This is a genomic window from Micrococcus sp. 093350064-1 (assembly GCF_053627955.1).
Map to the genome: position 1 here is coordinate 107,289 of NZ_JBSEYU010000004.1, position 12,957 is coordinate 120,245.

The following is a 12,957-nucleotide window of genomic DNA, read 5'->3' on the forward strand; positions in this document are numbered from 1 at the left end:
CCCGAACGAAAGCGGGGACGGGGGGGGTCAGATGTGCGGGGCCGGTTCCGGGACGGGGGCGGCGGCGGAGACGCCGTCGTCGCGGACGGAGGCGTCGTCCTCGGCCACGAGCATCACGACGAGCGAGTCCGGCTGCACGCGGGCGTCGAGGGCGGTGATGACCCCGGTGGCGTCGCCGTCGAGCTGGGAGGGCATCGGCTCGGCGAACTCGACCTTCACGCGCTGGGCCTGCTCCGTGTGCATCGCGGGGACGGAGCTGCGGTGCCGGGTCACGGTCTTCACGGCGATCCGCGCCCAGTCGAGCGCGTGCCGGGGCGAGAGGACCATGACGTCGAGGAGGCCGTCGTCGAGCTTGGCCTGGGGCAGCAGCTCGACGCCGCCCGTGAGCATCCCGCAGTTGGCCACCATCACGGTGCGCACCTTGAACCGGCGGGGCTGACCGCCGTCGAGGGCCACGGTCACCTCGTGCCGCTTGCCGCGCAGGTGCCGCATGCCGGCCTCGCTGTAGGCCAGCCAGCCGGCCAGGCTCTTCAGCTCGTCCTTGGTGTCGCCCATGATGTCCGCGTCATAGCCGGCGCCGCCGATCACGGTGAAGGTCTGCCGGGTGACGCGCCCGTCCTCGTGCGTGAAGCGGACGTCCACGGTGTCGATGCGCCGCTGCCGGCCCCCCACGGCGATCCGCAGGCACTGCTCGACGTCGTTGATCGGCAGGTCCAGGTTGCGGGCCAGCAGGTTCCCGGTGCCCAGCGGCACCACGCCGAGGGCGACGTCGGTGCCGGCCAGCTGCTCGGCCACGGTGCGGACCGTGCCGTCGCCGCCCGCGGCGATCACGAGCCGGGCGCCGGCGTCGAGGGCCTGCCGCGCCATGGCGGTGCCGGGGTCGTCCTCCTTCGTCTCGAGCACGAGCACCTCGCCGAGGCCCTCCGCCTCCGCGAGCCGCTCGAGCTCGCGCCGCACCCGGTCCGCGTGCGTCTTGACGGGGTTCAGCACCAGCGCGACCTCGTGGCGGCCCGTGCCGATCCCGGGCACCTCCTCCAGCCGGCGCTGCACGCCGCCCACCCGCGCGTCGAGGGCGTCCACCAGGAGACGCGTCCGCTCGTGCTGCACGCCGAGGCGGACCTGGCGCACCGCCAGCACCACCACGACGACGGCCAGCACGGCCAGGAGCACCAGGGCGGCCAGCGCCATCCACCACTCGGGAGTCATGCCCCGAGTCTAGGCGTCGGCCCCGCCCGCTAGGCTGGCGCACGTGATCGACGTCAAGGACCTCATCGAGCAGCCCGAGAAGTACCGCGCCTCCCAGGAGGCCCGCGGGGAGGACGCGTCCCTCGTGGACCGCGTGGTCGAGGCGGACGCGTCCCGCCGTTCGTCCATCGCGGGCTTCGAGCAGCTGCGCGCGGAGCAGAAGGCCTTCGGCAAGCGCGTCGCCCAGGCGAAGGGCGAGGAGAAGCAGGCCCTGCTGGCCGAGGTGAAGGACCTGGCCGCGCGCGTGAAGGAGGCCGAGTCGGCCGCCGGCGCGGCCGAGGCCCGCCTCGCGGAGCTGCAGCGTGCCTTCCCGAACCTGATCGTCGACGGCGTCCCGGCCGGCGGCGAGGACGACTTCGTGGTCCTCAAGGAGGTCGGCACCCCGCGCGACTTCGCCGCCGAGGGCTTCGAGCCGCGCGACCACCTCGAGCTCGGCGAGCTGCTCGGGGCGATCGACATGGAGCGCGGCGCGAAGGTGTCCGGCGCCCGGTTCAGCTTCCTCAAGGGCGTGGGCGCGCGTCTCGAGCTCGCCCTGATGCAGCTGGGCCTGGACCTGGCCCTGGAGAACGGCTTCGTGCCGGTCATCCCGCCCACCCTGGTGCGCCCGGAGACCATGCAGGGCACCGGCTTCGACGTCGAGCACGACGACGAGATCTACCGCCTGGAGCGCGACGACCTGTATCTCGTGGGCACCTCCGAGGTGGCCCTGGCCGGCTACCACGCGGACGAGATCATGGACGTGAGCGCCCCCGTCCGGTACGCCGGCTGGTCCACGTGCTACCGGCGTGAGGCGGGCTCGGCGGGCAAGGACACCCGCGGCATCATCCGCGTGCACCAGTTCAACAAGCTGGAGATGTTCATCTACGCCGCACAGGAGGACGCGGAGGCGGAGCACGAACGCCTGCTGGCGTGGGAGGAGCGGATGCTGGGCGCCATCGAGGTGCCGTACCGCGTGATCGACATCGCCGCCGGCGACCTCGGCCTCTCCGCCGCCCGCAAGTTCGACTGCGAGGCATGGGTCCCCACGCAGGGCACCTATCGCGAGCTGACGTCCACCTCGAACTGCACCACGTTCCAGGCCCGCCGCCTCAACATCCGCGAGCGGGTCCGCACGGAGGACGGCTCCAAGGGCGGCACCCGCATGGTCGCCACGCTCAACGGCACCCTGGCCACCACCCGCTGGATCGTGGCGATCCTGGAGAACCACCAGAACGCGGACGGCTCGGTCACCGTGCCCGCCGCGCTGCGCCCCTACCTCGGCGGGATGGAGCGCTTCGAGCTGGTCTGAGCGGACGACGTCGTCCCCCGGCGGCGTCGGCCGCCTCGCCCGCCTGCCCCTGCGGCGCCCCTGCGGTTCACCCGCGCGTCGCCGTCGTGTCCGGGCCGTGTGGTTGGGTGGAGGTCATGACGAAGAAGCTCGTGTGCCTGGACGTGGACGGAACGATCGTGGACCATGACGGCCATCTGCATGAGCCCGTGCGCGCGGCCGTGCGGGCCGTGCTGGACGCCGGGCACCACGTGGTCATCGCGACGGGCCGCTCCCGCGCGGCCACCCTGCCCGTGGCCCGCTCCCTGGGGATCGGCGCCGGCTTCATGGTGTGCTCCAACGGCGGCGTCACGCTGCGCCTGGACCCCGAGCTGGAGGAGGGCTACGAGGTCACGGACCTGCGCACCTTCGACCCGCGCTCGGTCCTGACCCAGCTGCGCCACCGCCTGCCCAGCGCCAAGTACGCGCTCGAGCTGCCGGACGGCACCTTCCGCTCCACCGAGCGGTTCCAGGACATGTCCTTCGGCGTGGCCGCGGAGGGCGTCACGTTCGAGGAGCTCATGGACACCACGGCCGTGCGCCTCGTGGTGTTCTCCACGGACTCCTCCGCCGAGGAGTTCGGTCGCGCGGTGGAGGGCATCGGCCTGTCCGGCGTGACCTACTCCGTGGGCTGGACGGCGTGGCTCGACGTCGCCGCGGCGGGCGTGACCAAGGCCTCCGGGCTCGAGGCGCTGCGCACCGTGCTGAAGGTGGCCCCCGAGGACACCGTGGCCGTGGGCGACGGCCGCAACGACATCGAGATGCTGCGCTGGGCCGGCCGCGGCGTGGCCATGGGCCAGGCCGTGGAGGAGGTCGTGGCCGCCGCGGACGAGGTCACCGGGCACGTGGACGAGCACGGGCTCGCCACGGTGCTGCGCTCGCTCCTCGAGGAGCCGGCCGCGGCCTGAGCGGCGCGACCGGCCCGGGCCGCCGGGTCAGCCCCCCGCCAGCGTGAGCAGCCGCGCGGCGGCGGGGCGGCAGGCGTGCTCCTCGTTCCAGTAGGAGCGCTGCACCGCCTGCGAGACGGCCTGCGCCGTGATCCCGAGCGCGGCGGCCGCCGGCTTCTGCTGGCCGCGCACCCCGGGCACCAGCAGGTCCAGCACCGCCCACTCGGCGTCGGTCCGGGACCACACGAGCTGCCCGACGAGTCGCAGCACGGCCTCGGCCTCGGCGGCCGCCTCCTCGTCCCGGCCGCGCACGGCCAACGGGATCCGCGCGGTGGACACGGCCGCCGCCTCCACGGCCCGCCGCGCCGCCGCGAGACCGGGCCCGCCGGCGTCGTGCAGGTCCCCGGAGGTGGGCGCGCCCGCCGCACCGTCCGCGTGCGTCACCGTCCCGACGCCGACCCCCACGTTCCAGCGGCGCTGCCGCAGGGCGCGCAGCGCCACGTCCACGGCGACGCGCGGGTCCTCGACGGCGCCGATCAGCTCGTCGCCCACGGCGCGCTGGAACGGGAGCACGACGGCGTCGCCGAGCCCCGGCACGTCCTGGAGGGCGCGCAGGAACGTGTCCACGCGGTCGCCGGCGTCGAGGGTGTCCCGCTGGTTGATGGTGAGCACGAACATGGTCGTCGATTCTGCCAGCCCGCAGACGACGCCGGCCGCCCACCCCGAGGGGTGAGCGGCCGGCGTCGCGCGCGGGGGCGGTGCGGGGGTCAGCGGCCCTGGGGCTCGTCCGTCTCCTCGCCCTTCTCGGTGGCCGGCTGCGCCTCCTCGGTGTCCACGTCGCGGCCCTGGGGCTCGTCGGTCGGGGACTCGTCGCCCTCGGCGTTGAAGCGCTGGATGGAGGCCTCGAGCTCGGCCTCGGCCGCCGCGCGGCCCTCCCAGCCCTCGGCCTTGACCCACTTGCCCGGCTCGAGGTCCTTGTAGCGGGTGAAGAAGTGCTCGATCTCCTGCTTGAGGGACTCCTCCACGTGCTCGAGCTCGGTGATGTGGTCGTAGCGCTTGTCCGCCGGGACGCACAGCAGCTTGGCGTCGCCGCCGCCGTCGTCGGTCATGTTGAACACGCCGATCGGGCGGGCCTCGACAACGCAGCCCGGCACCAGGTCGAAGCCCGGCAGGTACACGAGGGCGTCCAGCGGGTCGCCGTCCTCGCCGAGGGTGTTCTCGAAGTAGCCGTAGTGCGTGGGGTACTGCATGGAGGTGAAGAGCACGCGGTCCAGGCGCAGGCGGCCGGTCTCGTGGTCGAACTCGTACTTCACGCGGGAGCCCGCGGGGATCTCGATGGTGACGTCGTGCGCCATGACTCTCCTTCGCACAGAGGGTGGGGTGTCCGGGCGGCGCGGCGCCGCCCGGCGGTGCTGCCGTCAGCCTACCGGGGGCGCCCGTCATGATGGACGCATGGGACAGGTGGACACAGGGCGCGCTGGGCGTCGGGATCGACGCACGGAACGCCTCCGGAGCCGCCCGCTCCCCGCCGTCCTCCTGGCCGCGCTCGCGGCCGTCCTGGTCGCCTGCGGGCCCGTGACCGCGCCGCCGGCCCCGTCGAGCACGTCCGCCTCGTCGACGACCGCCGGGCCGACGTCGTCGTCCCCGTCCACCGGCCCCACCGCGGCCCAGGTGGCGGCCGCCGTCGAGCCGGGGCTGGAGACGTCCCCGGGCACCGTCTCCGCTGAGTTCCGCGACCTGGCCACCGGCGAGGTGCTGTACGCGCGGGACGCGGACGAGCCCGTGGCCCCCGCGTCCTCGCTCAAGGTGCTCGCCGCCGCGGCCATCGTCTCCGCCCTGGGTCCTGAGACGACTCTGCAGACCACCGTGGTGGCCCAGCCCACCGCGGACGGCGCGGCCACCGAGCTGGTGCTCGTGGGTGGCGGCGACGTGCTGCTGGGCACGGGCGCCTCGGACTCGAAGCACGTCTCCGGCCGCGCGGGCCTGCGCACCCTCGCGGAGCGGACCGTGGCCGGGCTGGTCGAGGACGGCGTCACCGGGCAGGTGGTGGTCAGCACGGACCTGCGGCTCTTCACGGACCGGACGGCCCTGAACCCGCGCTGGACGTCGGACATCCCGGAGAGCGGCAACATCGCGCCGGTGCAGCCGTTGGCCACCTACGGCGGCCGTGAGGTCCCCGGCACCGGGGAGGACCGCATCGAGGCCCCGGCGCAGTTCGCCGCCCTCACCTTCCAGGCCGCGCTCGACGACGCGGTGGCCGCCTCCGGCGCCGACCTCGAGGTGGGTCTGCGGGACACGATCCCGGCCACCGAGGTGCCGCGCTCCACGGTCCTCGCCGCCGCCCCCGTCGCGGCGGTGGAGTCCGCGTCCGTGGGGGAGCAGGTCGCGTACCTGCTGGCCCACTCGGAGAACCAGGTGGTCGAGGCCCTGGCCCACACGGCCGCGCCCGCCGCCGACCTGCCCGCCACCCACGAGGGCGCCACGCAGCTGCTGACGGCCACCGCCGAGGACCTCGGCGTGGACACCGCCGGGATGGCGCTCGTGGACTCCTCGGGCCTGTCCCCGGACAACCGCGTCAGCGCGGGCCAGCTGGCCGGCGTCGTGGCCGGGGTGGCCCGCACACCCGCCCTGGGCACCGTGCTGGAGGGCCTGCCGCGGCCCGGCGAGGACTCCACCCTGGGCGACCGGTTCCCGGATGCCCCCGCGCGGCAGGCCGTGGCCGCGAAGACCGGCACGCTCGACCAGACGGTCTCCCTCACCGGCACCGTCACCACGACGTCCGGGCGGGTCCTCGCGTTCAGCATCATCTGCTCGGATCTGCAGTGGAAGTTGGAGCCCGCGCGCGCGGCGGTCGATGAGGCCGTCAGCGCCGTCGCCGGGCTCTGATCCGAGGTCCGGGGCCTGTGATCTGATGGAGCCCATGAGCGACGACCACGCGACCGACCGCCCCCGCGCCGCCGCGGACGCCGAGCCGGGCGCCCCCGCCGAGCCGGGCCCCGCCGTCGCCCACCCGGTGGACTGGGCCTTCGCAGCACGGACCGCACGGTCCCTCGCCGCCGCCGGCCCCCGGTTCACGCCGCGGGAGGCGACGCGCGAGGCAGAGGGCCTGCGCGCCGCCGCGGAGGCCGCCGTGCCGCACGTCCACCGCCTGACCGGGCTCGAGGCGGCACGGGACCTGCGCGACTCGCAGGTGCTCGTGGTGGACCGCCCCACCTGGTCGCGCGCCGCCACCCAGTCCTTCGCCACCCTGCTGGACCCCACGTTCGCGCATATGCGGGACACCCGGCCCCGCGAGCACGCCGCCGCCACCACCCGCGTCACCCGGCACGCCACCGCCCTGGAGATGGGCGGGATCCTCGCCTGGATGTCCGGGAGGATCCTCGGCCAGTACGACCCGTTCATCGCGCTGCCCGGCCCCGGGGGGACGGCGGGCGGCCCCGCCGGCGGACGCCTGCTGCTCGTGGCCCCGAACGTGGCGCAGGTGCGCGCGGAGATCAACGTCGACCCGGCGGACTTCCGCCTCTGGGTGTGCCTGCACGAGCAGACCCACCGCGTGCAGTTCGCGGCCGCGCCCTGGCTGCGCGAGCACCTGCGGGCCGAGATCACGGCGCTCACCGTCGGCCTGTTCGACAAGGCCGAGTCCCTGCCCGAGCGCCTGCGCACCGCGCTCGCGGCGGCGAACCCGCTGGGTCGGGAGGCCGACGCCGGCCGGATCGGGACGCGGGACGGACACGACGCGCAGGACGTGGCCCCGGCCCGCCCCGCGCCGGGTCTGCTCGGTGCGATCCAGGACGAGGAGGACCGGGAGCGCCTGTCCCGGCTGACGGCCGTGATGTCCCTGCTCGAGGGGCACGCGAACGTGGTGATGGACGCCGTCGACTCCTCCGTCGTGTCCTCCGTCAAGACCATCCGCCGCCGCTTCGACGAGCGCGGCGACCGCCGCTCGCCCCTGGATCGCATGCTCCGCCGCCTGCTGGGCATGGACGCCAAGATGGGCCAGTACCGCGACGGCCAGAGGTTCGTGGCCGCCGCCGTGGCCGAGCTCGGCATGGCCGGGTTCAACGTGGTCTGGGACGCCCCCGAGCTGCTGCCGAGCGAGGCCGAGCTCCACGCCCCCGAGACGTGGGTGGCGCGCATCCGTGCCCAGGCCTGAGGCGCGGGACCCGGGGCCGACGCCGGCGGGCAGGTCCGGCGGCGTGCCCGCGGTCGGCGCATGGCCGCCGCGCACCCGCTGGCCCGAGCCCCTGCACCGGGCCGTCGCGGCGGTGCGGGAGGCCCTGGCGGGCGACGGGTCCTGTCGCGCGGATGCCGGGCCGGGCCGGGCGGGGAATCGCCCCCGCGGGCTCGTCGCCCTCTCCGGCGGCGCCGACTCCCTCGCGCTCGCCGTGGCCTGCGCCGTCCTCGTGGGCACCCGGGACGGTGCGCGGCTCGGCCCGATCGGCGCGGCCGTGGTGGACCACGGGCTGCAGTCGGGCAGCAACGCCGTGGCGGCGGCCGCCGCCGACGTCGCCCGCATCCTCGGTCTGGCCCCGGTCACCGTCACGCGGGTCGAGGTGGCCCGCACCGGCGACGGCCCCGAAGCCGACGCCCGGCGTGCCCGCCGGGAGGCCCTCGCCGCCGCCGCCCGGGACGCGGGGCAGGGGGGCGCCGCCGTCGTCCTCACCGCCCACACCGCCGACGACCAGGCGGAGCAGGTCCTCCTCGGGCTCGCACGCGGCTCCGGCACGCGGTCCCTCGCGGGGATCCCGGCGCGCGGGACGCTGCCGGGCGGGGCCGCCGTCGTCCGCCCCCTGCTGGGCCTGACCCGAGCGGACACCGAGACGATCTGCCGCTGGGCCGGGCTGACCTGGTTCGAGGACCCGCACAACCGCGATCCCGCGCTGCTGCGCTCGCGGGTCCGCACCCGTGTGCTGCCCGCGCTCGAGGACCCCGACGCCGGCCTCGGCCCCGGCGTGCGGGCCGGGCTGGTGCGCACCGCGGCCATCGCGGCCGAGGACGCCGCGGCCCTCGACGTATGGGCCGGCGACGAGGTCACCCGGCTGCGCGTCGACCCGCCCGCCGGGGACCCGCGCGTCGTCTCCCTGGACCTGGACGCCCTGGCCGCGCTGCCCGCCGCCGTGCGCCACCGCGTGATCGCGCGCGCCGCCCGCGCCGCGGGAGGGCAGGCCCCGCCCCGCGAACGGATCCTCGCGGTGGACGCCCTCGTGACGGGCGCCCGCGCGGGGGGCACGTCGGCCGGTCCGGTGGAGCTGCCCGGCGGGGTGGCCGCGCATCGGGCGTGTGCCAGACTGGACCTCATCCCCTGCCTGCCCGGTCCCTGACTGCGGCCCGGCCCGGCATTCCCGCACGAGCACTCACCAGGAGCGGCGCATGGACGCACAGGATGTCCAGAACGATCTCACCCACGTCCTCATGTCCCGCGAGGACGTGCAGGACACGATCACGGACCTGGCCCGCCAGATCGACCGCGACTACGCGGACAAGGACCTGCTCATCGTCGCCGTGCTCAAGGGCGCCGTGATGGTGGTCGCCGACCTCACCCGCGCCCTGCACTCCCACGTGGAGCTGGACTTCATGGCGGTCTCCTCCTACGGCTCCGGCACCAAGTCCTCCGGCGTGGTGCGCATCCTCAAGGACCTCGACGCGGACCTCACGGGCCGGCACGTCCTGATCGTCGAGGACATCATCGACTCCGGCCTGACCCTGTCCTGGCTCAAGGCCAACCTGGAGTCCCGCGGCCCGGCCTCGGTCGAGATCTGCACCCTGCTGCGCAAGCCGGAGGCCATGAAGGTGGACATCGACGTGAAGTACGTCGGGCGGGACATCCCCAACGAGTTCGTGGTGGGCTACGGCCTGGACTACGCGGAGAAGTACCGCAACCTGGACTTCGTGGGCACGCTCGCCCCGCACGTGTACAGCTGACCGGGGGCCCGGCGTGGCCCGGCGTGGCCGACCTGTCACGCGTGGTGTCGCTCTGATGCCGGATCTCCGCCCCATTCCGACTCCTTGCGTGACAGGCCGCCGGCGTCCCCGAGGTGACGGCGCACCTCCACGATCACGCGCGTGAATCCGCGGCGAGCGTCGGAGGAGGACACGGTGATGTTCCGGTAGCCCCGTCGCTCGAAGGCCGCGTTGCGCTGCACGTCGCGGTCGATCTGGCGATCCGCGCCGTGGTGGCCGCCGTCGTAGTGCAGGGCCACTCTCGCCTGCGGATAGCCCAGGTCCGCCGTCGCGGGGTGGTGCAGGGAGAACTCCGGGTCCCAGACCTCGAGCTGCAGTGCGGGCTCGGGGAGCCCGGCGGCCGTCAGCGCGAGCCGGAGCCGCGTCTCCTTCGGCGAGTGCGCCCCCACCCGGACCAGCGTGGCGGCGGTGCGGAGCCGTCGTCGCCGGTTGTGCGCGGACGGGCTGGTCTCGGCCGCCTGGGTCAGGGCCGCCCGGGTCCGCTCGGCAGCGTCGGGACCGCCGGACAGTTCCGCCCGGCGGACGAGATGGTCGCCGAGGATGACGAGCTCGTCGTCGTCGAGCAGGGCCGCGAGGTCGACCCAGAGACGGGGCGGGGCGGTGACGTACCAGGCCAGACCGCCGATCCGCACGCGCTCCACGTCCGCGGGCGGGAGCGCCGTCCGGTGGGAGGTGACGCCGGGGAGGGCGAGGCGGCCACGGTCCCGCGGGCGGCTCACGTGGACCTCGTCCCCCGCGTCCAGTCGCTCCGGCAGCCAGATCTCCCGGGCGCGGGCCGCGGTCTGGTGCGACACCACCGTGGTGGCGCGGTGCCGGGCGAGTCGCAGCAGGAGCTCGTGTTGGGTGGCCGAGAGCGGGGTGCTCCACCGGTAGGGGGAGGAGCCGGCCGCGGGGCGCTCGACGGCGGCCGGGGCGGCCTCACGCCGGCGGTAGAGGCCCCGGGCGAGGCGTTCGACGTCGGAGCGACGCAGCCGGTTGTGGTCGATGCCGGCGGCCCTCGCCTGCGCGGCGGTGAAGGGGCCGTCCAGCAAGGACGCGGGAAGCGGGGTGGGGCGACGCATGGTGCCAGCCTGGCGCGGTGGGGCGGGCGGCGTCCTGGGCCGCCGTCGGCCTGGGGAGGAGTTCGGGTGCGCGGGGGTCTGTGCAGGCGGGGACGCAGGGGCGTGGCCGCAGCGCCGGCGACCTGTCACGCGAGCGGTCGCTCTGAGGTGCGATCCACGCGCCATTCCGACCCCTCGCATTCCCGGTGGGTGCCAGGACGGTGCTGGCCGACGTCGGCGCCGGCTGACCGCCCGCGCCCTGTCCACCTGACGCGAACAGTCAGCGGACACCCGGGCGGGGCCGGTACCGTGGAGGCTTGACCCGGGCGCGACGTCGGCCCTGCGCCGGCCCCGGCTGCACGGCGGCCGCCCCGGGGAGCCCGGCCCCCGCGGCAGACCAGGAGACACTCGGACCGTGAAGAAGCTGTTCAACAAGCCCTACGTCTGGATCCTGCTGGGCCTGCTGGTCCTCGCCGTCGCGATCCCGCTGACCACGTCACAGAGCGGCCGCACCATGGTGGACACCAACGTGGGCATGGCCCTGCTGAAGGACGACAAGGCCGCGCAGGCCCGCGTGGTGGACGGGGACCAGCGCGTGGACCTCACCCTGCGTGAGCCCTACAAGCAGGACGACCGGGACCTCGGCAAGGAGGTCTACTTCTACTTCGCCACCGCGCGCGCCACGGACGTGGTCACCGCGGTGGACGACTCGGCCCTGGACGGCTACACGGACGAGCCGGTGCGGAGCAACTGGTTCCTCTCGCTGCTCGGCTTCATGGTTCCGTTCCTGCTCATCGCACTGCTGTTCTGGTTCCTGATGTCCCGCATGCAGGGCGGCGGTGGCAAGGTCATGCAGTTCGGCAAGTCCCGCGCCAAGCTGATCAACAAGGACAACCCGGACGTGCTGTTCAAGGACGTCGCGGGCGCGGACGAGGCGGTGGAGGAGCTCCAGGAGATCAAGGAGTTCCTCACCGTGCCGGACCGCTTCCGCGCGGTGGGCGCCAAGATCCCCAAGGGCGTGCTGCTCTACGGCCCGCCCGGCACGGGCAAGACCCTCCTGGCCAAGGCCGTGGCCGGTGAGGCCGGCGTGCCGTTCTACTCGATCTCCGGCTCGGACTTCGTGGAGATGTTCGTGGGTGTCGGCGCCTCGCGCGTGCGCGACCTCTTCGAGCAGGCCAAGTCCAACGCCCCCGCCATCATCTTCGTGGACGAGATCGACGCCGTCGGCCGGCACCGCGGCGCAGGCATCGGCGGCGGCAACGACGAGCGCGAGCAGACCCTGAACCAGATGCTCGTGGAGATGGACGGCTTCGACGCCTCCACGAACGTCATCATGATCGCCGCGACCAACCGCCCGGACGTCCTGGACCCGGCGCTGCTGCGCCCGGGCCGCTTCGACCGCCAGATCCCCGTGGACGCCCCGGACCTCGAGGGCCGCGCCAGGATCCTCGAGGTGCACGCGCAGGGCAAGCCGATCGCCCTGGACGTGGACCTGCGCTCCCTGGCCAAGCGCACCCCCGGCTACACGGGCGCGGACCTGGCCAACGTGATCAACGAGGCCGCGCTGCTCACGGCGCGCTCGAACAACAACGTGATCGACAACCACGCCCTGGACGAGGCCGTGGACCGCGTGATGGCCGGCCCGCAGAAGCGCACCCGCCTGATGAACGAGCACGAGCGCAAGGTCACCGCCTACCACGAGGGCGGCCACGCGCTCGTCGCGGCCGGGCTGCGCAACTCCGCCCCGGTCACCAAGATCACGATCCTGCCCCGCGGCCGCGCCCTGGGCTACACGATGGTGGTCCCGGAGGACGACAAGTACTCCGTCACCCGCAACGAGCTCCTGGACCAGCTCGCGTACGCGATGGGCGGACGCGTGGCGGAGGAGATCGTGTTCAAGGACCCGTCCACGGGCGCCGCGAACGACATCCAGAAGGCCACGGACACGGCCCGCAAGATGGTCACCGAGTACGGCATGTCCGCCAAGGTGGGCGCCGTCAAGCTCGGCGGCGGCAGCTCCGAGCCCTTCGTGGGCGGTGCCCCCGGCGGCTCCTCCCGCGAGTACTCCGAGGAGCTCGCGTACCTGGTGGACGCCGAGGTCCGCACCCTGCTGGACCAGGCCCACGCCGAGGCCCACTGGGTGCTCACGGAGAACCGGGACGTCCTGGACCGGCTGGCCTACGAGCTGCTCGAGAAGGAGACGCTCACCCAGGAGGCCATCGCCGCCATCTTCGCGGACGTCCGCAAGCGGCCCGAGCGCGGCGTGTGGCTGGCCTCGGACGACCGGCTCCCGCAGGACATCCCGCCCGTCCTCTCCCCCTCCGAGCGCCGCTCGCGCCACGACGGCGGGGAGCAGACCCCCGTCGGCGTCGAGGGCACCACGGTGCCGGTGCGTCCGGAGGGTGCGCCGCCGTCGTCGCTGGGCGGGGACGCGGCCGGCCCCGGCCTGTCGCCGCACGGCGGTCCGAGCAACACGCCGGGCCCCGGCGAGGGACCGACCTTTTGACCGCGCAGGAGG

11 protein-coding genes are annotated in these 12,957 nt (G+C 74.6%); 7 read left to right on the forward strand and 4 right to left on the reverse strand.

What is annotated here, in order from left to right:
- Nucleotides 1-27 precede the first annotated feature (27 nt).
- Entirely contained in the window at nt 28-1,206 is a 1,179-nt protein-coding gene (locus tag ACUW6W_RS05905; RefSeq protein WP_454179935.1) for a diacylglycerol/lipid kinase family protein, read from the reverse strand.
- Nucleotides 1,207-1,249: 43 nt separating this feature from the next.
- On the opposite strand from ACUW6W_RS05905, the gene serS reads away from it, so the two are divergent.
- Complete coding sequence (gene serS, locus ACUW6W_RS05910; protein WP_044659866.1) at nt 1,250-2,533, forward strand: serine--tRNA ligase; 1,284 nt, start codon at nt 1,250-1,252, stop codon at nt 2,531-2,533.
- 116 nt (nt 2,534-2,649) lie between these two features.
- A complete protein-coding gene (locus ACUW6W_RS05915; RefSeq protein WP_044659867.1) occupies nt 2,650-3,459 on the forward strand; it encodes an HAD family hydrolase in 810 nt (269 codons plus the stop codon).
- 27 nt (nt 3,460-3,486) lie between these two features.
- Here the strand turns inward: ACUW6W_RS05915 and ACUW6W_RS05920 are convergent, their stop codons facing one another.
- Both ACUW6W_RS05920 and ACUW6W_RS05925 read right to left on the reverse strand, forming a co-directional pair.
- Nucleotides 3,487-4,116, reverse strand: coding sequence for a hypothetical protein (locus tag ACUW6W_RS05920; RefSeq protein ID WP_036316227.1), 630 nt, complete (start codon nt 4,114-4,116; stop codon nt 3,487-3,489).
- Between the two features lie 89 nt (nt 4,117-4,205).
- Nucleotides 4,206-4,793: an inorganic diphosphatase gene (locus tag ACUW6W_RS05925; RefSeq protein WP_063189151.1), complete on the reverse strand. Its 588-nt coding sequence runs from the start codon at nt 4,791-4,793 to the stop codon at nt 4,206-4,208.
- Nucleotides 4,794-5,013: 220 nt separating this feature from the next.
- On the opposite strand from ACUW6W_RS05925, the gene ACUW6W_RS05930 reads away from it, so the two are divergent.
- Genes ACUW6W_RS05930 through hpt form a run of 4 tightly spaced genes read left to right on the forward strand, consistent with a single transcriptional unit; the run spans nt 5,014 to nt 9,360 of the window.
- Nucleotides 5,014-6,324 carry a D-alanyl-D-alanine carboxypeptidase/D-alanyl-D-alanine-endopeptidase gene (locus tag ACUW6W_RS05930; protein ID WP_233490709.1) on the forward strand — a complete coding sequence of 437 codons (1,311 nt, stop codon included), beginning with the start codon at nt 5,014-5,016 and terminating at the stop codon, nt 6,322-6,324.
- Between the two features lie 34 nt (nt 6,325-6,358).
- Nucleotides 6,359-7,591, forward strand: a complete 1,233-nt coding sequence (locus tag ACUW6W_RS05935; RefSeq protein ID WP_454179938.1) for a zinc-dependent metalloprotease — start codon at nt 6,359-6,361, stop codon at nt 7,589-7,591.
- 43 nt (nt 7,592-7,634) lie between these two features.
- On the forward strand, nt 7,635-8,759 hold the full coding sequence (gene tilS / locus ACUW6W_RS05940) for a tRNA lysidine(34) synthetase TilS (protein ID WP_454179940.1): 1,125 nt from the start codon (nt 7,635-7,637) through the stop codon (nt 8,757-8,759).
- 49 nt (nt 8,760-8,808) lie between these two features.
- Nucleotides 8,809-9,360: a hypoxanthine phosphoribosyltransferase gene (gene hpt, locus ACUW6W_RS05945; RefSeq protein ID WP_002858265.1), complete on the forward strand. Its 552-nt coding sequence runs from the start codon at nt 8,809-8,811 to the stop codon at nt 9,358-9,360.
- Between the two features lie 35 nt (nt 9,361-9,395).
- Here hpt and ACUW6W_RS05950 read toward each other — a convergent pair whose 3' ends face one another.
- A complete protein-coding gene (locus ACUW6W_RS05950; protein ID WP_036316222.1) occupies nt 9,396-10,460 on the reverse strand; it encodes a type IV toxin-antitoxin system AbiEi family antitoxin domain-containing protein in 1,065 nt (354 codons plus the stop codon).
- Nucleotides 10,461-10,854: 394 nt separating this feature from the next.
- Between ACUW6W_RS05950 and ftsH the strand changes: the two genes are divergently transcribed.
- Complete coding sequence (gene ftsH, locus ACUW6W_RS05955; protein ID WP_454179942.1) at nt 10,855-12,945, forward strand: ATP-dependent zinc metalloprotease FtsH; 2,091 nt, start codon at nt 10,855-10,857, stop codon at nt 12,943-12,945.
- Nucleotides 12,946-12,957 lie beyond the last annotated feature (12 nt).